The 23,150-nt window shown below is 53.9% G+C and carries 22 protein-coding genes and 1 pseudogene; 3 read left to right on the top strand and 20 right to left on the bottom strand.

Annotated elements, in window-relative coordinates; all coding sequences use genetic code 11:
• Positions 1 to 20 precede the first annotated feature (20 nt).
• The 5 genes from lpdA to EVJ30_RS01955 all read right to left on the bottom strand — a co-directional run bounded on the left by lpdA (position 21) and on the right by EVJ30_RS01955 (position 6,309).
• Positions 21 to 1,430: a dihydrolipoyl dehydrogenase gene (gene lpdA, locus EVJ30_RS01975; RefSeq protein ID WP_131458854.1), complete on the bottom strand. Its 1,410-nt coding sequence runs from the start codon at positions 1,428 to 1,430 to the stop codon at positions 21 to 23.
• Entirely contained in the window at positions 1,414 to 2,505 is a 1,092-nt protein-coding gene (gene buk, locus EVJ30_RS01970) for a butyrate kinase (RefSeq protein WP_131467858.1), read from the bottom strand. Before buk ends, lpdA begins: the two co-directional genes overlap by 17 nt.
• A gap of 1 nt (position 2,506) precedes the next feature.
• Positions 2,507 to 3,628, bottom strand: coding sequence for a Glu/Leu/Phe/Val family dehydrogenase (locus tag EVJ30_RS01965; protein WP_070327065.1), 1,122 nt, complete (start codon positions 3,626 to 3,628; stop codon positions 2,507 to 2,509).
• A gap of 24 nt (positions 3,629 to 3,652) precedes the next feature.
• Positions 3,653 to 4,549 (bottom strand): phosphate butyryltransferase, encoded by an 897-nt coding sequence (yqiS, locus tag EVJ30_RS01960; protein WP_201739053.1) that lies wholly within the window; start codon positions 4,547 to 4,549, stop codon positions 3,653 to 3,655.
• A 122-nt stretch (positions 4,550 to 4,671) separates the two neighbouring features.
• Positions 4,672 to 6,309 (bottom strand): sigma 54-interacting transcriptional regulator, encoded by a 1,638-nt coding sequence (locus EVJ30_RS01955; protein ID WP_131458856.1) that lies wholly within the window; start codon positions 6,307 to 6,309, stop codon positions 4,672 to 4,674.
• A 133-nt stretch (positions 6,310 to 6,442) separates the two neighbouring features.
• Between EVJ30_RS01955 and EVJ30_RS01950 the strand changes: the two genes are divergently transcribed.
• The gene (locus tag EVJ30_RS01950) at positions 6,443 to 6,691 is read left to right on the top strand and encodes a DUF2627 domain-containing protein (RefSeq protein WP_131458857.1); all 249 of its coding nucleotides are present in this window, start codon (positions 6,443 to 6,445) and stop codon (positions 6,689 to 6,691) included.
• 617 nt (positions 6,692 to 7,308) lie between these two features.
• Here EVJ30_RS01950 and spo0A read toward each other — a convergent pair.
• The 10 genes from spo0A to nusB all read right to left on the bottom strand — a co-directional run bounded on the left by spo0A (position 7,309) and on the right by nusB (position 16,915).
• Positions 7,309 to 8,040 (bottom strand): sporulation transcription factor Spo0A, encoded by a 732-nt coding sequence (spo0A, locus tag EVJ30_RS01945; protein ID WP_084812906.1) that lies wholly within the window; start codon positions 8,038 to 8,040, stop codon positions 7,309 to 7,311.
• Positions 8,041 to 9,738 carry a DNA repair protein RecN gene (gene recN / locus EVJ30_RS01940; RefSeq protein WP_131467856.1) on the bottom strand — a complete coding sequence of 566 codons (1,698 nt, stop codon included), beginning with the start codon at positions 9,736 to 9,738 and terminating at the stop codon, positions 8,041 to 8,043.
• A gap of 13 nt (positions 9,739 to 9,751) precedes the next feature.
• The gene (gene ahrC, locus EVJ30_RS01935) at positions 9,752 to 10,201 is read right to left on the bottom strand and encodes a transcriptional regulator AhrC/ArgR (RefSeq protein WP_016510386.1); all 450 of its coding nucleotides are present in this window, start codon (positions 10,199 to 10,201) and stop codon (positions 9,752 to 9,754) included.
• A 148-nt stretch (positions 10,202 to 10,349) separates the two neighbouring features.
• A complete protein-coding gene (locus tag EVJ30_RS01930; RefSeq protein ID WP_131467854.1) occupies positions 10,350 to 11,171 on the bottom strand; it encodes a TlyA family RNA methyltransferase in 822 nt (273 codons plus the stop codon).
• A gap of 6 nt (positions 11,172 to 11,177) precedes the next feature.
• On the bottom strand, positions 11,178 to 13,070 hold the full coding sequence (gene dxs / locus EVJ30_RS01925) for a 1-deoxy-D-xylulose-5-phosphate synthase (protein WP_070327906.1): 1,893 nt from the start codon (positions 13,068 to 13,070) through the stop codon (positions 11,178 to 11,180).
• A gap of 124 nt (positions 13,071 to 13,194) precedes the next feature.
• Positions 13,195 to 14,070, bottom strand: a complete 876-nt coding sequence (locus EVJ30_RS01920; RefSeq protein WP_131458859.1) for a polyprenyl synthetase family protein — start codon at positions 14,068 to 14,070, stop codon at positions 13,195 to 13,197.
• Positions 14,067 to 14,297 carry an exodeoxyribonuclease VII small subunit gene (xseB, locus tag EVJ30_RS01915; protein ID WP_016510387.1) on the bottom strand — a complete coding sequence of 77 codons (231 nt, stop codon included), beginning with the start codon at positions 14,295 to 14,297 and terminating at the stop codon, positions 14,067 to 14,069. Before xseB ends, EVJ30_RS01920 begins: the two co-directional genes overlap by 4 nt.
• Positions 14,266 to 15,615, bottom strand: a complete 1,350-nt coding sequence (gene xseA, locus EVJ30_RS01910) for an exodeoxyribonuclease VII large subunit (RefSeq protein WP_131467852.1) — start codon at positions 15,613 to 15,615, stop codon at positions 14,266 to 14,268. Before xseA ends, xseB begins: the two co-directional genes overlap by 32 nt.
• Positions 15,608 to 16,444, bottom strand: coding sequence for a bifunctional methylenetetrahydrofolate dehydrogenase/methenyltetrahydrofolate cyclohydrolase FolD (gene folD, locus EVJ30_RS01905; RefSeq protein WP_131458861.1), 837 nt, complete (start codon positions 16,442 to 16,444; stop codon positions 15,608 to 15,610). The genes xseA and folD overlap by 8 nt, the downstream gene beginning before the upstream one ends.
• Positions 16,445 to 16,531: 87 nt before the next feature.
• Complete coding sequence (nusB, locus tag EVJ30_RS01900) at positions 16,532 to 16,915, bottom strand: transcription antitermination factor NusB (protein ID WP_131458862.1); 384 nt, start codon at positions 16,913 to 16,915, stop codon at positions 16,532 to 16,534.
• A 252-nt stretch (positions 16,916 to 17,167) separates the two neighbouring features.
• Between nusB and EVJ30_RS01895 the strand changes: the two are divergent.
• Positions 17,168 to 17,768 (top strand): annotated as a pseudogene (locus EVJ30_RS01895) (zinc ribbon domain-containing protein).
• A 281-nt stretch (positions 17,769 to 18,049) separates the two neighbouring features.
• On the opposite strand, the gene accC reads toward EVJ30_RS01895, so the two are convergent.
• The 5 genes from accC to aroQ form a co-directional block, all read right to left on the bottom strand.
• Positions 18,050 to 19,393: an acetyl-CoA carboxylase biotin carboxylase subunit gene (gene accC, locus EVJ30_RS01890; protein WP_131467850.1), complete on the bottom strand. Its 1,344-nt coding sequence runs from the start codon at positions 19,391 to 19,393 to the stop codon at positions 18,050 to 18,052.
• A 7-nt stretch (positions 19,394 to 19,400) separates the two neighbouring features.
• Complete coding sequence (gene accB / locus EVJ30_RS01885; protein WP_131458864.1) at positions 19,401 to 19,847, bottom strand: acetyl-CoA carboxylase biotin carboxyl carrier protein; 447 nt, start codon at positions 19,845 to 19,847, stop codon at positions 19,401 to 19,403.
• 113 nt (positions 19,848 to 19,960) lie between these two features.
• Positions 19,961 to 20,527, bottom strand: a complete 567-nt coding sequence (gene efp / locus EVJ30_RS01880; RefSeq protein WP_070327053.1) for an elongation factor P — start codon at positions 20,525 to 20,527, stop codon at positions 19,961 to 19,963.
• Positions 20,528 to 20,557: 30 nt separating this feature from the next.
• Complete coding sequence (locus EVJ30_RS01875) at positions 20,558 to 21,625, bottom strand: M24 family metallopeptidase (RefSeq protein ID WP_070327905.1); 1,068 nt, start codon at positions 21,623 to 21,625, stop codon at positions 20,558 to 20,560.
• On the bottom strand, positions 21,621 to 22,058 hold the full coding sequence (gene aroQ / locus EVJ30_RS01870; protein WP_070327052.1) for a type II 3-dehydroquinate dehydratase: 438 nt from the start codon (positions 22,056 to 22,058) through the stop codon (positions 21,621 to 21,623). Before aroQ ends, EVJ30_RS01875 begins: the two co-directional genes overlap by 5 nt.
• A 141-nt stretch (positions 22,059 to 22,199) precedes the next feature.
• Between aroQ and EVJ30_RS01865 the strand changes: the two genes are divergently transcribed.
• Positions 22,200 to 23,141 carry a DUF1385 domain-containing protein gene (locus EVJ30_RS01865; protein ID WP_131458865.1) on the top strand — a complete coding sequence of 314 codons (942 nt, stop codon included), beginning with the start codon at positions 22,200 to 22,202 and terminating at the stop codon, positions 23,139 to 23,141.
• Positions 23,142 to 23,150: the final 9 nt, after the last annotated feature.

The raw sequence follows: 23,150 nt of genomic DNA, 5'->3' as shown, positions 1-23,150 counted from the left end.
TTCCATTTTCTGTTTCCTCCTTAGGCATGAATCGGTAACCCGTCCACGGCGAGCGCCGCTTCTTGGAATGCTTCGCTCAGTGCCGGGTGCGGGTGGACGAGCTGACCCATCTCCCAAGCCGTCGCGTTCAAGACGAGGGCGAGCCCGCCTTCAGTGATCAGTTCTGTCGCTTTCGGTCCGACGATGTGCACTCCGAGCAGGTCGTCAGTGTCCGAATCTGAGATCAGCTTGACGAATCCGTCGGCCTGTCCTTCGATCCGGGCTTTTCCGAGACCGTTGAAACGGTACGTCCCCGTCTTGACAACGTGTCCCGCTGCTTTTGCCGCCTCTTCGGTCAATCCGACCGATGCGACTTCGGGTACACCATATACACAGCGCGGGATGACGTTGTAGTCGAGCGGTGTCGGTTCTTGACCGAGAATCGCTTCGACCGCTTTGACACCTTCAGCTGACGCGACGTGGGCGAGCTGGAGTTTTCCGATGCAGTCGCCGATCGCAAAGATGTGACGTTCTTTCGTCCGATATTGCGAGTCGACTTGGATGACGCCGTTCTCGACGATGATCGACGTGTTCTGCAGCCCGAGGTCTTCCGTATTCGCGATCCGACCGATCGAGACGAGCACACAGTCGACCGTGATCTCTTCGTCGCCGACCGCGAGCGCGACATCGTCCGCTGACACGGTCGTGCGTTCCGGGTCGACCGTCACATTTTTCTTCACACGCACGCCGCGTTTCTTGAGCAGTCGCTCGACTTCTCGCGAGACGGCCTTGTCTTCGAGCGGTAACAGACGTTCGCCGACCTCGATCAGCGTCACGTCGACATCGAGGTCGATCAGCATCGACGCCCATTCGACGCCGATGACGCCGCCTCCGATGATGGCGATGGACGTCGGCAACTGCTCGAACTGGAGCAAGTCGTCTGAGTTGAGGATGCGCTCATGATCGAACGGCAACCCTGGGAGCTCCCGGGGGATCGATCCCGTCGCGATGATCAACTGGTTCGGCAACAACAGCTCCGACTCGCCGGTTTCATCCTCGACCGCGACCGTTCCCGGTTGGGGCGAGAAGATGCTCGGTCCCAAGATCGAGGCTTTGCCGCGGAACACTTCGATTTTCCCTTGCTTCATCAAGTGCTCGATGCCTTTCTCAAGGCCGGAGACGAGCTCTCGTTTGAACGTTTGTGCCCGTCCCATGTTGAACGTGACCGTCCCGACTTCTACGCCATACGTTTCGCCATGTTTCGCCGTTTGATAGACGTGCGCTGCCTTCAAGAGCGCTTTTGTCGGGATGCAGCCTTTATGTAGACATGTCCCGCCTAGTTTTTCCGCCTCGACGATCGCGACGTGCTTACCGGCCTGCGCCGCTTTGATCGCGGCGACGTAACCACCAGGTCCGCCGCCGATGACGATGACATCAAATTCTCGTGCCATGTGTATCCCCCTCATATGCTTTTACAGCTTCTTCTTGCCGGATGATCCGGAGGGCCCCTTCCGTGAGCGCCTTCAATTCATCCTCACCCGGATAGACGTGGACGGGTGCCAAGTAGCCGACCCGGTCTTTGATCTTCCCGGTCAGCCAATCCGAGTAGGCGATCCCGCCCGTCAAGATGATGGCATCGACGTTCCCTGACAGCGTGGCCCCGTGCTTGGAGATCTCTTGGGCGACTCGGTACGCCATCGTCTCATAGAGAAGTGCGGCCTTATCGTCACCTGCCGCCATCCGGTCTTCGATCTCGATGGCGTCGACCGTCCCGAGGTGCGCATACAATCCACCGCGACCGACGATTTTCTGTTTCATATCGTCTTTATTATACCTGGTACTATAACATAGTTCTACTACCTGTCCAACAGGAATCGAGCCGGCTCGTTCCGGTGCGAGCGGACCGTCGCCGTCGAGTCCATTGTTCACATCGATGACGTTCCCGGACGCGTGCGCCCCGACCGTGATGCCGCCCCCGAGATGCGCGATAATCAAGTTGAGCTCGTTGTAATCGCTTCCATTTTCTGCGGCGAAGCGCTTGCCCACGGCTTTTTGATTCAAGGCGTGGAAGATGCTCCGTCGATTTATTTCTGGCATGCCCGTCGCTCGTGCGAAGTCATGCATCTCGTCGACGACTACCGGGTCGACGATAAAATTCGGTACTTGAAATAATTCTCCGAGCTTATAGGCGATCAAGCCGCCCAAGTTGGATGCGTGCACGCCGTAGCGCCCACTCGTGAGATCTTCGCGCATGAGTTCATTGACGGCATACGTCCCCGAAGTCATTGGGGCGAGCAGTCCGCCGCGACCGACGATCGCCGACAACGATTCGCCGGCGATGCCCGATTCAATTAACAAGTCCCGTACTTCTTGCTCCCGGTGAGGCAATTGTTCCGGGAGTGACAATCCTGTGACATCTTCTCCGTGGCGGACCGTTTTCGACAAAATTTCGTCTGAGCCCTCAAATAAACCGACTTTCGTTGACGTCGATCCCGGGTTGATTGCTAGAACGAGCTGTCTCGTCATATTAGCGCCCACCTAACAGGCTTTTTTCGACTTTCAAGAACTGGCTGCGCGAGCGCGACATCATCTGGATGCGCTCTTCGGCCATCTTCTCTGCCGCGACGTGAGTCGGTACCCCGTCCCGTTCAGCGATTTCGAACACACGCTGCATGTTGTCATAAATCAAGTCGACTTTCTTCATGGCCCGCTCGCGGTTGTACCCTTCAAGCTCATCGGCCACATTGATGACACCGCCTGCGTTGATGACGAAGTCTGGTGCGTAAAGAATACCTCGCTCCTCTAACACGTCGCCGTGACGGTCTTCAGCGAGTTGGTTGTTGGCCGCACCGGCCACGATTTGAGCTTTCAGTTGCGGGATCGTCGCATCGTTGATGACCGCACCGAGCGCACATGGCGCGAAGATGTCACACTCGACCGCATAAATCTCATCCGGTTTGACGACTGTCGCCCCAAAGTCCGTCTCGGCTCGTTTGAGCGCGTCTTCGTTAATGTCCGTGACGATCAGATGCGCGCCTTCCTCATGCAAGTGGCGGCACAAGTTATAGGCGACGTTCCCGACACCTTGGACGGCGACCGTCTTGCCGGCGAGCGAGTCGGAACCGAACTTCCACTTCGCGGCCGCCTTCATGCCGCGATAGACACCGTATGCAGTAACAGGAGACGGGTTGCCGCTCGAGCCGAACGCAGGGCTGACGCCCGTCACGTAGTCGGTCTCCATATGGATGAAGTCCATATCGGCGACGGTCGTGTTGACGTCTTCAGCCGTGATGTAGCGACCGCTGAGCGACTGGACGTAGCGGCCAAAGGCACGGAACAATGCTTCCGATTTGTCCGTCTTCGCGTTCCCGATGATGACGGCTTTCCCGCCGCCGAGGTTGAGTCCCGCCGCCGCATTCTTGTACGTCATCCCTTTGGCGAGACGTAGCACGTCTGTGAGCGCCTCTTCTTCTGATGTATAATTCCACATCCGCAGTCCGCCGAGGGCTGGTCCGAGCGTCGTATCATGAATCGCTATGATCGCTTTCAAGCCTGATGCTTGATCTTGGCAAAATACGATCTGTTCATAGTCCTCAGCCTGCAATACGTCAAAAATTCGAAAGCGTGGTTCCATGTTTGTTTCCATCATTTTTTATTCCTCCTGAGTCATCAGTTATTTTTTAGCGTGCAGTAGGGCGAACGCGAGCGAATAAAGTTTCGCCTCGGCCGTATCGGCCCGGCTCGTCAAGACGACGGGGGCACTGGCCCCGACGACGATCGCCGCGACGCTGGCCCCGGCGAAGTACATGATCGATTTATAAAGGACGTTGCCGACCTCTATGTATGGGACGAGCAATAGGTCGGCTTGTCCGGCAACTTCACTAGCGATCCCTTTTTGTTTGGCGGCAATCATGTCGACGGCGTTGTCGAGTGCGAGCGGTCCATCGACGACGCAACCCTTGATTTGGCCGCGCCGGTTCATCTGGGCAAGGAGCGCGGCGTCGGTCGTCGCGGTCATTTGCGGATTGACCACTTCAACTGCCGCGATTGCAGCGACACGTGGCAACTCGTAACCGATGTCTCGCATCGCGCCGACCGCATTATGAATGATATCGACTTTCTCTTCGAGCGTCGGAGCGATATGGATCGCCGCGTCGGTCACACCGATCAACCGCTCTCGATTTGGAATTTGGAACAAGGCGACGTGGCTTAGCGTGCGATTCGTCCTTAGTCCCGCCTCCCGGCTGAGCACCGCCTTCATGAAGACCGAGGTCGACACCATTCCTTTCATGAGGACATCAGCCTCACCGTTGCGAACCGCGAGCGTCGCTCGTTTGGCGATATCGGCTTCTCCCTTGACGTGTAAAATATCGATCGTCGACTCGGCAATGTCATGTTCATCACACAAGCGTTTAATCTCCCGGGCATCCCCGAATAGGATAAATCGTGACAATCCATGGTCGGTCGCAAGCTTGACGGCGCGGATCACTTCCACGTCGGCCGCCCCGGCAATCGACACGGTACATCCATCTAACCGTTTTGCCCGTTCAAGCATCCTGTCAAAGTTCATCGTTGTCCCCCCTAACCTGTCTACACTTTATATTATGCAAGTTTGCTTCCGCTTTTGAAAGCGCTTTAAACGAAGAACCACCCTGCAATACATTGCATAGTAAGCAGAATTATGCATGCATATTACTGCAGACGTTCAAGTTTATTATACAGCGTCCGGATCGAGATGTGTAACCGCCGCGCTGCTTCTGATTTGTTCCCGTCCGCTTCAGCGATCGCCCGGTCGATCAAGTCTCGTTCATAGCGAGCGACGGCGTCTTGAAGCGATACGGCTTCGACTGATCGCGCCGTGACGGTCCGTGTCGATAGTTGAAGGTGATGGGGAGCGATCCATTGCTCAGAACTCGCCATATAAATCATCGCCCGGCCGATCACATTCTCAAGCTCACGGACGTTCCCTTTCCAGTATTGACTCTTTAATAGTTCAATCGCAGCTTGATCGACCCCATGGACGAGTCGACCATACTCTTGATTCAGTTTACGGATAATCCGCTCGCAAAGCGGCTCGATCTCTTCAAGTCGGTCACGGAGCGGCGGGATGTGGATCGGCATCCGGTTGATCCGATAATATAAATCCTCGCGAAACGTCCCGTCCGCCACTTTCTGTTCTAAGTTCGCGTTCGTCGCCGCGATGATCCGGACATCGACCGGGATCGCGTTCGTGCCCCCGACTCGAACGACTTCATGTTCTTGGAGGACCCGGAGTAGCTTGACTTGAACGTCGACCGGGAGTTCGCCAATCTCGTCTAAAAACAAAGATCCGCCGTCCGCCTCCTCGAAATAGCCAACTTTCCCGCCGCGCCTTGCCCCGCTGAACGCACCATCCTCATACCCGAACAGTTCGCTCTCTAACAGCGTCGGCGAGATGGCTGCACAGTTGACCCGGACAAACTTTTTAAACTTCCGCGGCGATTCGCCGTGGATGGCGTGGGCGAACAGTTCTTTGCCGGTGCCGGACTCGCCGCGTATGAGCACGGTGACCGGCGTGAGTGCCGCTAGGCGGGCTTGTTCGATGACGAAGCGCATCGCTTCGCTCGTCGCAATGATATCTGTAAATTGATATTTCGCCTCCAAGTTGCGAATCCGCGTCTTCGCTTCCTTCAACTCATCACGCAACGCCCGGATTTGGGACACGTCGCGAATGACGCCGACGGAACCGCGCAGCTTCCCTTCGACCACAATCGGTTCGGCGTTGACGAGGATGTCTCGGCGCGTCGCCCCGATCTGCATCCGAATATCACGTACGCCTTGACCAGTCGATAAAACTTTCAAGTGCACGCTCTCCTGCACTCCAATGTCTGCCGTCGCCGGTTTATCAACGACATCTTCTTTTTTAAATCCGGTCAGGCGGGTATAGGACGGATTGATTAAAATCGTATTCCCGTTATGGTCGGCGACCGAGATCGCCTCGCTCGTACAGTCGATGATCGCTTCGAGCATCTGTTGGTTCTGCTTCAGCCGCTCGACGACGATCCGGATAAACTCGCCTGGTAGCACGACCGCCTCCGAAAAATGGTCCTTCAGTTCAACGAACGTCTCGCTCTGTCCGGTCGTCTCGATCACAAAGTCGACTTTTTTGTCGGCACACGCGTGCCAATCGCTCGAAGTCTGGATTCCCCAACTCCGTGCTAGCTTCAACCCCTCTGCTGCTATGTCCGAGTCGATGACGGCAGCGACGGTGACGAGCGGGGAATCAAGGAGCATCTTGAGCACCTCGGTCCCGCCTTTCCCCGCTCCGACAATCAACAATCGTTTATTCATTTTTAAAATCCCCCAATTTTCCTAATCTATATTCATGCTACTCAACCGCCTTCCTTTTCGCAACTCTTCGAAAAAGGCAGTGTTTCCGCTCTCGTTTTCTGTTAAAATAATGAGTGGAAAAGGAGGAGATACTATGCGTGCGATCGCGCTTCTGATCCTAATCATCCCAGGCCTATTCGGTGTCTACGGCATCAAGCTTTTACGTGACAGCTTCTTTTTAAAAACGAGTGCCCCGTTCACATGGATCGAGTCGGTTGCTGCAGCATCGATGCTGCAAGGAACGTTCGGTCTGTTACTGGCAATGGGCGGTATCGGTTTCGTTGCAGGGTATATCTTTAATCGCGACAAGAAGACAGGAAAAGTCCCACGAATAGATTCTTGAACACACAAAAAAAAGGTTCCCTAACTTGACTTCATTTCAAGTGCGGAACCTTTTTATTCATATTGAATTGTGATCACTACGGATGATCTCCTTTCAGACTTGCTATACTGCTTTGACATGAGATCCAATGGTCTTCTTAATGAAGAAGTTTGAAAGAAATTAGTAACTGCCGTCTTGCGTGAACGGAAACGTACTCATTCGAGTTACTAACAAATGTTCATCGGGTCATGTCCAACCATCCATTGTGAAGTCGAACGCTTGCCATGAGATGTTCAACGATTGACAACACTCCTTTTGGTCAACTGAACGATTCGTTTTACCCTGACATGGGTCCCTAGCTTCGAACCGATGTCGGAATCGTCTCGCAAATGAGCGAATGTCGCGACCTCTCGTCGGAACAATAACGATTTGAGATGTCGTTCGCACCTCTGAGCTATTAACGGATAGCGAGCCGAGATGATTTCTTGCTCTAACCTGTTCCGGAACATGTTAGAAAGCGTTCATCTGACGCTCGTCCAAGTAACTTGGTACACCTTTATTATAACAAGAATCATCAAAAATGCAAGCGCTTTCTTTATAAAAAAAGAAAAGAAATCAGGGGGATTCCCCTGACTCCTTCATTGTTGTTTGAACGATTGGTACGTGACGAAATACGAAATAAATTCTGAGTTTTTCGGGCTGCGCTCTCGCTCTGGACGACCGTCAAACATCTCGTGATCCCGCATCCCGTTTTCCCAAGCCGTCTTAATCGCGTGACGCATCGCCCGCTCGACCCGAGACGACGTCGTCTCATGTTCTTTGGCGATCATCGGATACAATTCCTTTGTGATCAACCCTAAAAGTTCTTGCCGCTCCCTAACATAGACGACCGCTTGGCGGATATACTTAAACCCTTTGATCCGCGGCGAGATGCCGAGCTGTTGCAACAAGAGCGAGATGTCGAGTTCTTCTGGCGACATCGGCTCGAACTCGCGGCTTGAACCCGCGGCCAGCTCGCGGATTTTAGAGATCAGTTGTTGAATGTTGAACGGTTTGACCAAGAAATAAGAAGCACCCAGTTGAACGGCCTGTTTCGTGACTTCATCTTTCCCGAAAGCGCTGAGCATGATCACTTCCGGCTTCGTGTGCGGCAAGTCTACTTGAAGCCGTTCTAGCACACCGATCCCGTCAAGATGCGGCATGATGATATCTAGCAGTAGCACGTCCGGCTGGTGTGTCTTGACGACGTCTAAGCATGCTTCGCCGTCGAAAGCGGTCCCTACGACTTTCAAGTCGGACTCGGACTCAAGTTGTCGAGTCAACAAGTCGACGATTTCACGATTGTCGTCCGCAATGCATAATGTAATCAATTAAGACACTCCTTCGATAAACTTCCGTTTTAATTGGAGGGACATATCAAGTAGCTCCTCCACATGCTGTTTCGTCAGATCGGTCATTTGCGCACCGGCAATCATTCTTCCGAGTTCATCGATGCGGTCCTCATGGTTAAGCGCGGCGACGTTTGTCTTCGTCCGTTCGTCCGTCTCGGTCTTCGTAATATACAAGTGATGATCCGCCATGGCGGCCACTTGGGCCAAATGCGTGATACAAAGCACTTGTGAACCGACCGACAAGCGGAAAATCTTCTCCCCCATCGCTTGGGCAACCCGTCCCGAGACACCCGTATCGACTTCGTCAAAGATAATTGACGCGACACCGACCGTCCTTGAGAAAATCGATTTTAACGCGAGCATGACCCGTGACAGCTCTCCGCCCGAGGCGACTTTCGCTAGCGGCTTGAACGGCTCTCCGACGTTCGTCATCATATAGAATTCGACTTGATCGAGCCCGTCCGTCTTGTACGACACTTCTTTGAACCGGACCTCGAACTTCGTCTTCTCCATGTAGAGCTCTTTCAACTCACGCTGAATCGCCTTCTCAAGCTCGCCGGCCGCTCGTTTCCTTGCTGCCGACAACTCGAGGCCGGCCGAACGCATCAAATGTTCGAGTCTGTCGAGTCGATCTGTTATTTCTTGAAGATGTTCTTCCCGATTTGTCATCGTTTTTAACTCTTCTGTGATTTTTTCTCCGTACGTGATGACGTCGTCAATCGTCGCCCCGTATTTCCGTTTTAATTGTTGGAACAACGCGAGGCGCGTTTCAATCTCATCGAGCCGAATCGGATCAAATTCAAGCGAATCGAGTTGGTCGCGCAATTGGAACTTGGCGTCTTCAAGCAGGAAGTACGCGTTCGAGATCGTCTCGGCCATCGGCGCAAGTGACGCCGTGAGCGCCGAACCTTCCTCCATCTCCCGCATCGCGATGCCGATTTGATCAATCCCTTTCCCCTCGTCCGCAACGGCGTCGTAGGACAAGCGGACGTGCTGATGAATCCGTTCAAAGTTTGCAAGTTCGTTCCGTTCTTCAGTCAACGCCTGCTCTTCCCCGACTTTGAGCTCGGCCGCGTCGATTTCATTCGTTTGAAACGATAATAAGTCCATTCGTTGGGCCAATTCCTGCTCGCTCTGGCTGAGTCGTTTCAGTTCATCAGCGACACGTTTCCAATCGGTGTACGTCTCGTGATAACGCGCTAACAACGGGGCCAGATCCGTTTCGCCGAAACTGTCCAATATGCCGAGATGGTGCTCGGCATCCATCAAATGTTGGTGCTCGTGTTGTCCATGAATATCGACCAAGAGACGTCCCAACTCACGCAACGTCGACAGCGGCATCATTTTGCCGTTGACACGACACACACTCTTGCCGCTACTATGTAAATCACGGCGCAAAATGACGGTCCCTTCCTCGATCTCGATTCCGTACTGCGTCGCCGCCTCGATGATCAGGTGATCGGGTTCGACGACGAACAGCCCTTCGATTTCCGCTTTATCTTGACCGTAACGCACGAATTCACTCGAACCTCGTCCTCCGACGAGCAGTCCGATCGCATCCAAGAGAATTGATTTTCCCGCCCCCGTCTCTCCGGTCAATACGGTCATCCCGCGCTTGAACGTGACGTTCAATTCATCGATGATCGCAAATTGTTTGATCGATAGTTCTGCTAACATCTGATAATTCACCTCATAACATTCCGAGTAGTCGTTCGATGATCTGCTTCGCCTGGTCCTCATCCCGTGCAATCATCAAGATCGTATCATCCCCGCACACTGTCCCGATCAATTCATCCCATGACAAGTGGTCAATCAAGACGCCGATCGCGTCCGCATTACCGGGCAACACTTTCATGACGACCAAGTTTTGGGCCGAGTCGACTGAGACGAAGCTGTCGCCGAGTATCCGTTTCATCTTGCCATACGGGTTGAAGCGCTGGTCGGCCGGCAGACTATACTTATAGCGGCCGTCATTGAGCGGCACCTTGACGAGATGAAGTTCTTTAATGTCACGCGACACTGTCGCCTGCGTCACTGGGTAACCAGACCGATGGAGTTCGTCCACGAGTTCATCTTGGGTCTCAATTTCACGATTCGTAACGATCTCTCGAATTTTAATCAATCGTTGTCCTTTGTTCATACAACCTGACACCTCATTTTTCGTTTCACATATACAGTATCATTCTAAAGTATTGGCGAAAAAAGGTCTACCATTCCAAGGTTGAAAAGGAAAGATATGGTGAGCAACCACCTTCAAAAACAGCTGCAGACAAATCGTCTGCAGCTGTTCATACGGTTTTCTTCAGTTGAGTATGTGCCTTGTCGATGACCGCTGACACGTCGAGAGCTGGTTCGACCCCACCGATCCCTGTGTAACGGGCGAACAGCAAGAATTCGATATTGCCGTCACCGCCAGTGATCGGCGAGAAGTCGAGCCCTTCGACCCAGAACCCTTCAGATGCGAAGTAGTGGACCATCTCATTGACGACGCGTTCATGAATCGACCGGTCCCGAACGATGCCTTTTTTTCCGACATCCGCTTTACCGGCCTCAAATTGAGGCTTGATGAGCGCCATGACGACACCGTCCGGTTTTAAAATTTGTTTTAACGGCGGAATCATCAGCCGAAGCGAGATGAACGAGACGTCAATCGTCGCAAAGTCGGGTTGAATCGGGAACTGCTCGTTCGTCGCGTGCCGAAAGTTCATCCGTTCCATGACGACGACGCGTTCGTCGCTCCGAAGCTTCCAAGCCAACTGATTGTAACCGACGTCGACCGCATACATTTGCGTCGCCCCGTTTTGAAGGGCACAGTCGGTAAAACCACCCGTCGACGAGCCGATATCGATCCCGATACGCCCGGAGACGTCGAGCGGGAACACTTGGAGTGCTTTTTCAAGCTTTAGCCCGCCACGGCCGACGTAAGGCATTGTCTGCCCTTTGACTTCGAGCGGGATGTCGTCAAACACTTTATCGCCGGCTTTATCGAGCCGTTCGGTCCCGCTGTAAACGATTCCGGCCATGACGGCCCGTTTCGCTTTCTCTCTCGTCTCCGCTAACCCGCGATCGACGAGCAATACATCTAATCTTGTTTTATTTCGTTTTTCCATAATTCCTCACACATTCTGTCGATTTGTCATTTGAATGAACTGCTCTACCGATTCCGCGATTTGAGACGGTCTGAGCCCGATTTCTTCTAGCAGTTGATTGACCGCGCCATGTTCAATATAACGGTCCGGAATCCCTAGACGAAGGACGCGCGGGAACTGTCTCGCATCACTCGCATGCTCGAGCACGCTGCTTCCGAATCCTCCGGCAAGAACGGCCTCTTCGAGCGTGACGAGCGGGATGCCTTCCTCATAGAGCGCGGTAAGCATCGCATCGTCGAGCGGTTTGATCGTACGGCAGTTGATGACCCGTACGCTCCGTTGTCCTTCGAGGAGCGTTCTCACTTCTAGCGCATCTTGCACTTGCGGCCCGAACGTCAAGATGGCCACGTCCGTCCCGTCAGCCACGACTTCCCACTCATCGAGCGGAAGTTCACGCAACGTCTCACTCATCGGGGTACCGATGCCTTCTCCGCGCGGGAACCGCACAGCAATCGGTCCATCATCGTATTTTAACGCCGTGTAGACGAGATGTTGCAATTCTTCCTCATCTTTCGCCATCAAAATCCGAATATTTGGCACATGGCGCATGAAGGCGATATCGAACACGCCTTGGTGCGTCTCCCCGTCGGCGCCGACAAGGCCCGACCGGTCAATCGTGAAGACGACGTTCAAGTTTTGGCGGCAAATATCGTGCACGAGCTGATCATATGCGCGCTGGAAGAACGTCGAATAAATCGAAACGACCGGTTTGAGACCTTGTGTCGCTTGACCTCCGGCGAGCGTGACCGCATGTTGCTCGGCGATGCCGACGTCAAACATGCGTTCCGGGAATTGCTTGTTGAAACAGTCCAGTTTCGAACCGACGCTCATCGCTGGCGTGATCAACGTCACACGCTCATCCGTCTCCGCGACTTTCGTGATCGTTTCGGCCACGACTTTTGAATAACTCGGTCCTTTGACTTTCCCTTTAATGACTTCACCAGATTCAATCTTGTACGGTCCGAGACCGTGCCACGTCCCGATGCCGTCTAGTTCGGCCGGGCGATAGCCTTTGCCTTTTTTCGTGATGACATGGACGAGTACCGGTCCATCAATTTTTTTCGCATACTCGAGTGTCTCGAGCAAATCTTTCAAATCGTGACCGTCCGTCGGTCCAAAGTAAGTGAAGCCAAGTTCTTCGAAGAACGTACCCGGTATGAGTGCCGACTTCAACATATACTTGACTCGTTCGCCACTGCGTTCGAGCGAACTTCCGACAATCGGGATGTGCTTGATGAGCGCTTCGACTTCCTCGCGGGCATGCTTCAGTTTACGTGACGCGCGCATCCGGCCGAGCATATTATGCATCGCCCCGACGTTTGGCGCGATCGACATTTCATTGTCGTTTAAAATGACGATGACGTTTTGTTTCTCGGCCCCGATGTGATTGAGTGCTTCGAGCGCCATTCCGCCCGTGAGAGCACCGTCTCCGATGATGGCGATGGCGCGATCATTCGCTCGCCCTTTTAGCTCGTTGGCGATGGCAATCCCCATTGCCGCCGACAACGAGGTCGAACTGTGCCCCGTCTCCCATACATCGTGCTCGCTCTCACAGCGCTTCGGAAACCCACATAAGCCATTATACTGGCGAAGCGTGTCGAACTGGTTCGTCCGTCCCGTTAAAATTTTGTGGACATAGGCTTGATGCCCCACGTCCCATACGAGTTGATCTTTCGGGCTGTCAAATACACGGTGCAAGGCAAGCGTCAACTCGACAACGCCGAGGTTCGGTCCGAGATGCCCTCCCGTTTCTGCCAATTTTTCAATCAAGAACCGTCTGATGTCTGCGCCAAGCGCTTCGATCTCGGTCACCGACATTTTCTTTAAAAATGACGGGTCTTGAATGGATGTCAGGTCCATGATGACCATCCTTTCTCCTGTCGTATTACTGATTCGTACCTTACATTTTACAAGAATGTGTCCATATATGCTATACATACAGAAAAACAAAGGTGACACGATGTGCTCATCGTGTCACCTAAAGTCAATGATTGCGTTTGACGACAAAGTAAAGTAGCTCATGCAAACGAGGTGAAGCGACCGACAGTTCGGCGAGCGCAGCTTCAGCTTGCGCGACTTCCTGAGCGAGCGCTTGTTTCGCACCGTCAAGACCGAGCAGCTTCGGATACGTCGATTTATCGTTCCCTTCATCCGAACCGACGCGCTTCCCGATCAACGCCTCGTCGCCTTCGACGTCTAAAATGTCATCTTGGATTTGGAACGCAACACCGAGATGCGCTCCGAAACGCTTCAATGCCGCTTGGTCGCTTGCGGACGCATCGGCCAAAATCGCGCCTGCTTCGAGCGCATAGACGAGCAGCGCCCCGGTCTTGCGGGCATGAATCGACTGAAGCGTCTCGAGCGATACGTGTTGTCGTTTCTCGGCTAACATGTCGTCTAGCTGTCCACCGACCATCCCGGCGCTACCGGCCGCCTCGCTGAACCGTGAAATCAAACTCACTAGTTTTTCAGGCGCGGCGTCCGTGCGGGTGATCACCTGAAATGCGTCCGTCAAGAGCGCATCGCCCGCAAGGATCGCGGTCGCTTCATCAAACTGGCGATGGTTCGTCGGACGGCCTCTGCGGACATCGTCGTCGTCCATCGCCGGCAAATCGTCATGAATGAGTGAATACGTATGTACCATCTCGAGTGCGACGGCGGCTTCGTGACCAAGTTCAATCGGTCGGCCGTATGTATCTAGGACGGCGTAAAGAAGGGCCGGACGAATCCGTTTCCCACCTGCCTCTAATGAATAGGTCATCGCTTCGAACAGTCGCTTCGGCATGGCCGCGTCGTCAACGAGACGACTCATCGCCTGTTCGACCGCACGTTTCCACTCATCGAGCATCAACTGACTCATACGGCGCCTCCTTTGTCACGGAGCGTACCGTCCAGTTCTAAAATTTCGTCCATTTTCTTTTCGGCAGCCGTCAATTTTGACTGACAAAGCGCCGACAGACGAACACCTTCCTCGTAGAGCGTCATCGCTTCTTCAAGCGCGACTTCTCCAGTCTCAAGTTTCGCCACGATGTCTTCGAGTCGGGCCAGCGCCGTCTCAAACGTCTGTTCTTCTTGTTTCTTCGCCATAATGTCTCTCCTTCACTTCCGCGACGGCATGACCGTCACGGAAACGGATCGTCACGACTCCGTCATGTAGTTGTTTGACATCTTTCACGTACGTCCCGTCTTGCTCGGTAAGCGTATAGCCTCGGGATAGGACCGCGAGCGGGCTGACCGCATGCAACCTGCCGGCCTGCGCGGTAAAGCGTTCGGTCGGCCGTTCGAGCGGCCGGATCCGGTTCAGTCGTCCTTCAAATTGACGGTACCGTTCATCGTTCGTCCGCAGTGCCCGAGCCAAATTCCGGACATCGAGCCGCTGCTGCGATTGAGCGAGACGATGGCGGGCGAACGTCAGTTGTTTGGTGACACCTTGCTCGAGACGGATCTCAGCCTGAGCGAACCGGTCCCGCTTTTGTGAGAGCGTGAACCGCGGCGACTTCAACCCGTAGCTGTTCGCCGCCCGTTCGAGCCGGTCGCGCACAGCTGTCATTTGATTCGTGACGGAACGCTGCAACTGCATCGTCAAACGCTCGACGTCTTTTCGCTGCGCATCGATCGTCGCCGTCGCGAGTTCCGCCGCAGCCGTCGGTGTGGCCGCACGTAAGTCGGCGACGAAATCGGCAAGCGTGAAGTCGGTTTCGTGACCGACGGCCGAAATGACCGGAATCGTCGAGTTGTAAATCGCTTCAACGACGATATCTTCGTTGAACGCCCACAGTTCCTCGATCGAGCCGCCGCCCCGGCCGACGATCAAGACGTCACAGTCCGTCCGTTCGTTCATCCAGCGAATCGCACTCGCTACTTGCGGGGCCGCCAAGTCACCTTGGACGGCAACCGGCGCGAACGTGATGGCCACGTGTGGCGCCCGGCGCCGCAGTGTCGTCGCGATGTCGTGCAAGGCAGCACCTTTTGGGGACGTAATGATCCCGATCCGTTCAGGGAAGGCCGGGAGCGAACGCTTCCGTTCCGCGTCGAACCACCCCTTCGCTTCGAGTTCGCGCTTTCTCGCCTCGTAACGTTCAAACAATAGACCGACACCGTCTTGACGCATCAGTTCAACGTACAGCTGAACGTCACCTGTTGCCTCGTACATCGTCACGCGAGCGACGACGACGACGTTCATCCCGTCTGTCGGTTCGAACGTGAGCGTTCTGGCGTCACGTGAAAACATGACGGCTTTCATGCGAGACGCCTCATCTTTCAACGTGAAATAGCAATGACCCGAAGCGTAACGTTTAAAGTTCGAGATCTCACCGACGACCGCGATTTGTTGTAAAATCGGATCGTCGTCAAGCTGTCGTTTGACGTAACGGACGACTTCGGACACTTGAATCGGATTAGCCACGCGAAGCGACCTCGACCGTGTTATGCATGAGCATCGTGATCGTCATCGGTCCGACGCCGCCAGGAACAGGCGTGATGGCGCTCGCGACGTCACGGACGCCTTCATAGTCGACGTCCCCGACGAGGCGATTGTCGACACGGTTGACACCGACGTCGATGACGATCGCACCTGGTTTGACCATGTCGGCCGTGACGAGTCCGGCCCGTCCGACCGCGACGATCAAAATATCGGCCTGTCTCGTCATCGCTCCGAGGTCAGCCGTCTTCGAATGGCAATACGTGACGGTCGCTGACTCGTTCAAAAACAGCATGCCGACCGGTTTGCCGACGATCTGGCTTCTCCCGACGACGACGACATGCTTCCCGACGAGATCGGTCTGCGTTTTGACGAGGTGTAAAATCCCGTGCGGCGTGCACGGCAACAAAGTATTCAATCCGAGCATCATTTTGCCGACGTTCTCCGGATGGAAGCCATCGACATCTTTTTCTGGAGAAATCCGCATGATGACGCGGGATTCATCGATATGGTTCGGTAACGGAAGTTGGACGAGAATCCCGTGCACCTCATGATCGTCATTCAATAAATCAATCAGCTTTAGTAACTCTGCCTCGGTCATGTCTTCATCAAATCGAAGTATTTGCGAGTCGATGCCAATCTCTTCGGCCGCCCGCTCTTTCCCGCGAACATAACTGTGGCTCGCCGGGTCATTCCCGATTAAAACGACTTTTAATTTCGGTATGATCCCTCGTGACCGAAGAGCCGTCACCTGTTCTTTCAACGTTTCCCGATACGATGCTGCGATTTGTTTCCCGTCGATCACTACTGCCATCTCTCTCATCCCCCATTGTCTTAGGTTTCTCTGTAGTTGGTGTGGTGTCTTCTCTATTTGTTTAACAGACCGTGTGCTTGTCTTCGCTTACGCTTTAATGATGTTACCGAGCACGCCGTTGACGAGCTTGGCCGCTTCTTCATCGGCGAACGATTTGGCGAGTTCGACCGCCTCGTTGATCGTGACTTTGTCCGGAATCGTCTCGACGTAGAGCAACTCGTACGTCGCCATGCGGAGAATCGTCCGCTCGACATTTCCGAGACGGTCGAGTCTCCAGTTTTTCAAGTTTTCGATGAGCAATTCGTCAATCTCATCTTTCTTCTCCAACGTTCCAACGACGAGTTGTTCGTAGAATGGATCAGAGTCCATGCCATCAAGGGCAAATTCGATAGCCTCGTCTACCTCAAGTTTTGATACTTCGATTTGAAAAAGCGTTTGAATCGCTTTTTCCCGTGCTTCATGACGTTTCATTCAGATACTCTCCTTTTGCTTGCTTTCATCTTTAATCGGCAAGGATACCCCTACTTCAATCGTGCTCCGGGCACAGCCCGACGATAAGTGGGGGAGAAATTGCCGCCGGGACTGAATCACGCATGTCCGTTTTGGCAGACAACGTCGCTATCGATACCGGCCTCATCTCTTGCCCATCCTCTCCGGTTGTTCGTTTGTAAACTGTTCTCTACGGGAAAAAAATATTATCTCTAGTGAAAGGCGGTGAACCCAATGTCCACCATCACTGCGAAGGTCCAACTCTTCGTCCCGCCCCCTCAAGCGGCTATCCTGAGGGCAACGATGGACGCATACCGGTCGGCTTGTGACTGGCTGTCGGGACACGTCTTCGAGACGAGGGACCTGAACCAGGCGAGCCTCAACGACTCGCACTATGCCGAGCTCCGGCAACGGTTCGGCCTGAAGAGCCAGATGGCCCAGTCGGTCATGAAGACGGTGATCGCTCGGTACAAGTCGGCGAAGTCGAACGGGCACGCTGTTCGTGTTGGAGGACCTGACCGGCATCCATGCCGCCACAGAGAAGGTGCGGGCGAGAAACCGCTACGTCTCCGTGTCGTGGGCGTTCTACCAGTTCCGTCGCATGCTCGAGTACAAGGCCGCACTGAACGGTCAGAAGGTGATCGTCGTCGACCCGAGACACACCTCCCAGACCTGTCCGACATGCGGGCACACCGAGAAGGCGAACCGGGACAAGAAGCTGCACACGTTCCAATGCAAGAACTGCCGGTACCGATCGAATGATGACCGCGTCGGCGCGATGAACCTGCATCGGAAAGGCATCGAACACATCGGTACAGGTGCCACGGGAGCATGACCCCCATGGAAGGGGCGAGGTCAACCGTCCCGATGTTCCGCCACGCGAAGGTAGGAGGCGCATGAGCGCCGTCCGCACTACCGGGCAGGAACGAGCGTAACCGTACTCTACGAGGGTAGAGGCGCCGTCGAGTCCTCGATGGACGCAAGCCCCCACCTCAAACGGACCGTCAAGGCGTTAAGTGGCGGGTTGTTGACTGTGATAGTTTAGCATAAAGCACTCACAAATTCAGTACAAAAAACGAGGAAGACCGAAATAATGTTCGGGCTTCCTCGTTCGACTCATTTCGTCAGTATCATTTCTTTTTCGACAAATTTCGTGTCGAACGCACCGTTGCGGAAATGTTCGTGCGCCATAACTTGTTGATGGAACGGGATCGTCGTATGAATGCCCGATACTGTGAACTCGTCAAGGGCCCGGAGCATCTTCGCGATCGCTTCCTCGCGCGTCGGGGCGTGGACGATCAGCTTCGCCACCATCGAGTCATAAAACGGCGGGATGACGGAGCCTGCGAACAGGCCGCTGTCGACCCGTACCCCCATTCCTCCTGGAACGATATATTGATCGATCTTGCCGGCCATCGGACGGAAGTCGGTGAACGGGTCTTCGGCGTTAATGCGGCATTCGATCGAATGACCGCTAAAGACGATATCGGCCTGTGAGATGGCGAGCGGATGCCCGAGCGCGACTTCAAGTTGCGCTTGGACGAGATCAAAGCCGGTGATCATCTCCGTGACCGGATGCTCGACTTGGATTCGCGTGTTCATTTCCATAAAGTAAAACTCGTTCGATTCAGGGACGTAAATAAATTCGATTGTCCCGGCGCTCGAGTATTGGATCGCTTTCGCCGCTTTGACGGCCGCTTCTCCCATCGCTTGACGCGTCGCCTCGTCGATCGCAGGCGACGGGGCCTCCTCGATCAGTTTCTGCATCCGGCGTTGGATCGTGCAGTCCCGTTCTCCTAAATGAATGACGTTCCCATACTGGTCAGCGAGCACTTGCACCTCGACGTGACGGAACGATTCGATATATTTCTCTAAATAGACGTCACCGTTCCCAAAAGCTTGTTTCGCTTCTTTACGGGTCGCGACGAGTCCTTTGATGAGCTCTTCTTCGTCGAAAGCGACACGAATGCCGCGTCCGCCGCCTCCGGCCGTCGCCTTGATAATGACCGGATAACCGATTTCTCGAGCGAGTTCAATCGCCTCATCATCCGTCACGACACCGCTCGATCCCGGGACGACAGGAACACCTGACTCGATCATCGTCCGTTTCGCTTCATCTTTAATGCCCATCTTCCGAATCGCATAGCTGCTCGGACCGACGAACTGGATCCCGCACGCTTCACTCATCTCGGCGAACTCGGCATTTTCTGCCAAAAATCCATACCCCGGATGGATCATCGTCGCATCGACCGCACAAGCGACCGACAAGATGTTCGGGATATTCAAATAAGAGTCTTTCGACGGGTTCGGCCCGATACAATACGCCTCGTCCGCGAGACGAACGTGCAACGCCTCACGATCCGCCTCCGAAAAGACGGCGACTGTCGGGATATTCATTTCTTTGGCTGCCCGAATGATTCGTACCGCGATCTCGCCGCGGTTTGCAATGAGTAATTTCATAGCACCCTCACTTCACGCTAAAGAGCGCTTGGCCATATTCGACTAAATCGCCGTCGGCGACGAGGATTTCAACGACTTCCCCGCTGATTTCGGCCTCGACGTCGTTGAACAGTTTCATCGCTTCTAATATACAGACGACCTGACCCGTCTCGACACGGTCGCCTACTTTGACGTACGTGTCTTTATCCGGGGCCGGGCGTGAATAAAACGTTCCGACCATCGGTGATGTGATGGTACGTAAGTTGCTCACTTCCGCTTGAGGCGCTTCGCTCTCGTCTACGGCTGGTGCAGATAACGGAGCAGTACTCGGTTGAGCAAGCGGTGTGCTCGTGACGATTTGTTGCGCCGTTTCTTTTTTTAATGACAGTTTGAACTCGGACGTCTCGAGCTCCATCTCATGGATAGACGTCTGGTCGAGCAGTTCAATCAGCTCTTTAATGTGATCGATTTGCATGAAATAACCCCCTATTTATACCTGGTACTAATCTCTACTCTACTATAACTGGTCAGACCAGTGAATGCAACGACAAAAAAAGTGCCCATTCGTTTGAATGGACACTGCTCGTATTACCCGTTATAACGTCCCATGAAGTCGCCGGTACGTGTGTCGACCGTCACTTTTTCACCTGGCTCGATGAAGAGCGGGACTTGAATGATATGGCCCGTCTCGACCGTAGCGTTCTTTTTGACGTTCGACGCCGTATCCCCTTTAACACCTGGGTCAGCTTCTGTGATCGTCAAGACGACCGTCGTCGGAAGTTCGATCCCGAGGATCTCACCGTTATAATCAGCGATGCTCACTTCCATGTTCTCGAGCATGAACGGAAGCGCCGCTTTCACTTGCTCGCCCGTCAATTCGAGCTGCTCATACGACTCTGTATCCATGAAGACGTACGTGTCGCCCATCGGATACAAATACTGCATTTTTTTACGTTCGATGTGAGCGCGTTCGACCCGCTCGCCGCCCCGGAACGTCGTCTCTTGAATCGCGCCAGAACGTAAGTTGCGCATTTTCGTACGAACGAACGCTGCGCCTTTACCTGGTTTGACGTGCTGGAACTCGATGACTTGCCAAATCGACCCGTCTGATGTTTTGACTGTTAACCCTGTCTTTAAATCGTTTACTGATACCATAGTGATTTCCTCCTAAAAATGAGCTGAGACTCAAGCCTCAATCGTGATTAACTCTTTTGGCGACTGCGTGAGACGGACATTTCCATCCTTCGTGATGACGACATCATCCTCGATGCGGCAGCCACCGATGCCGGCGATGTAGATCCCAGGCTCGATTGTGACGACCATCCCAGGTTCGAGCACCGTGTCAGACCGGAACGACAACCCTGGCGCCTCATGTACTTCCATTCCGAGTCCGTGACCGGTTGAGTGGCCGAAGTACTCGCCGTACCCGGCTTCTTTGATGACGTCACGCGTCAACGCGTCAGCCTCGATGCCGGTGATGCCGGCCCGAGTCCCTTCCACGCCTGCCAGTTGGGCACGTAACACCGTGTCATAAATCTCGCGCAATTTGTCTGAGATCTCGCCGACTGCGAGCGTACGCGTAATATCCGAACAGTACCCTTTGTAGTACGCTCCGAAGTCGAGCGTCACGAGTTCACCCGCTTCGATGACTTTGTCACTGGCCACACCGTGCGGCAATGCCGAACGATGACCAGAAGCGACGATCATATCGAATGAAGACGAATCCGCACCTTGGCCGCGCATGAACATCTCCAACTCATTGGCGACTTCTTTCTCAGTGCGTCCCGGGCGAATGAACGTCTGGATGTGGGCAAACGCCGCATCAGCAATCGCCGCAGCTTCCTTCATTATCTTAATCTCTGCCTCGTCCTTAATCAAGCGCAGCTTTTCCACGATCCCTGACGTCTCGACCAGTTCAGCCGCTACCTCTTTTTCATACGTCCGATACGTCCCGACCGTCATGTCATCTTGTTCGATCCCGAGACGCTTCACCCCTTCTCGGCTCGCGATGTCAGACACCGACTTGATGAGCGATGTTTCGAGCTCGATGATGTCATAACCGGTTACTTGGCTAGCCGCCTGCTCGGTATAGCGGAAGTCCGTGATGAAACTCGCCGCCTTCGCTGTGATCAAGATGACCCCGCTCGACCCGGTAAACCCAGACAAGTAACGAATGTTCTCTCGTTTCGTCACGAGCAATCCATCGATCCCGTTCATTTCTAACTGAGCTTGTAGCTTGTTGACGCGTTCAATCATGTCGATTCCTCCAATGTTCGATGAGTGCATGCAACGCGAGCGTATAGCTCGTCAATCCGAAGCCGCTGATGACGCCGAGGCAGACACCGGCAAGTTTCGATTCGTGACGAAACGACTCACGGGCATGCACGTTCGAGATATGTACTTCGACGACCGGGGCTGAAATAGCGGCAATCGCGTCCCGCAATGCAATCGACGTATGCGTATACGCCCCGGCGTTCAAGATGACGCCCGCGTAATCATACGCCTCATGCAGCGCATCGATCAGCTCACCTTCATGATTGGACTGGATGAACGTGAGACGAACATCTCCCGGTGCTTCGAGCAACAGTTCTGCCGTCAAGCCTTTCAGCGAGACATCCCCATACACATCCGGTTCCCGTCTACCTAGCAAGTTCAAATTCGGTCCATTCAAGACAAGTATATGCACAAGCCTTCCCCCTCATTCGTCAAGTCTTTCTTATTGTAACAAATTTATGCGAAGAGCGATAATCGCGTCACCTGAGGTTTCGTTTTTCGATCAAATCACGTTATAATTCAACTATATACTTGTCAGAATCGAGGAGAACCTATGAAAAATAAACAGTTGATCCCCGTCGGCGGTCAAGCACTCGTCGAAGGCGTCATGTTCCAAGGACGCACCGAGAGCGCCTCGGCCATCCGGCGTAAAGACGGATCGATCGAGACGTTCAAACAGCCTCGACTCCTCGTCCCGTGGGTCCAATCGTTGAAAAAAGTCCCGTTCCTTCGCGGCATCGTCGCTTTATACGAGTCGTTAAAGAACGGCTCGGCCCACATGAACTTCGCGAGCGATCGCTATGACGTCGACCCGAGCGAAGACGTCACGGAGAAGCCAGAGCAAAAGCAAAACATCCTCATGGTCATCATGATCGCCATCGTCGGTGTCATTTCTTACATCTTCGGCAAATTGATCTTCAACGTCACCCCGGCGCTCCTTGCCGCTATGTTCCAAAACGTGCCCGCACTGTCCGGTCACGTGATTCAAAACCTGCTCGAAGGGGGAATTAAACTAGTATTACTGCTCAGCTACCTATACTTGATTTCATTGACCCCGCTCATCAGACGCGTCTTCCAATATCATGGCGCCGAGCATAAAGTTATCAACTGCTACGAATCCGGACGACCGATCACCGTTGATAACGTCCGTTCAAGCTCACGCCTCCACTATCGGTGTGGTTCAAGCTTCATCCTGTTCACCGTTTTTGTCGGCATCGGCGTCTATATGGTCGTCCCAATCGACCCACTTTGGGTCCGGCTCGTCAGCCGGATCGCGCTGTTGCCGGTCGTCATCGGCATCTCGTTCGAGGTGCTTCAATTCACCAATCGCTTCCGGGAGCATCGGTTCTTATCCGTGCTCGGTAAACCAGGACTTTCCTTGCAACTACTAACGACGCGCGAACCGAACGACGAACAGATCCGCGTCGCCATCGAAGCGTTCGAGACGTGGGAACGTTCCGAGCTCGGTCAACCAGACGTCCAAAGAGAGGGATAAAGAGGAGGA

The organism is Exiguobacterium sp. SH5S13, assembly GCF_004337085.1.
Classification (GTDB): domain Bacteria; phylum Bacillota; class Bacilli; order Exiguobacteriales; family Exiguobacteriaceae; genus Exiguobacterium; species Exiguobacterium aurantiacum_A.
Note: the sequence above shows the minus strand (reverse complement) of the source record. Positions and strands in the feature narration are given on the sequence as shown.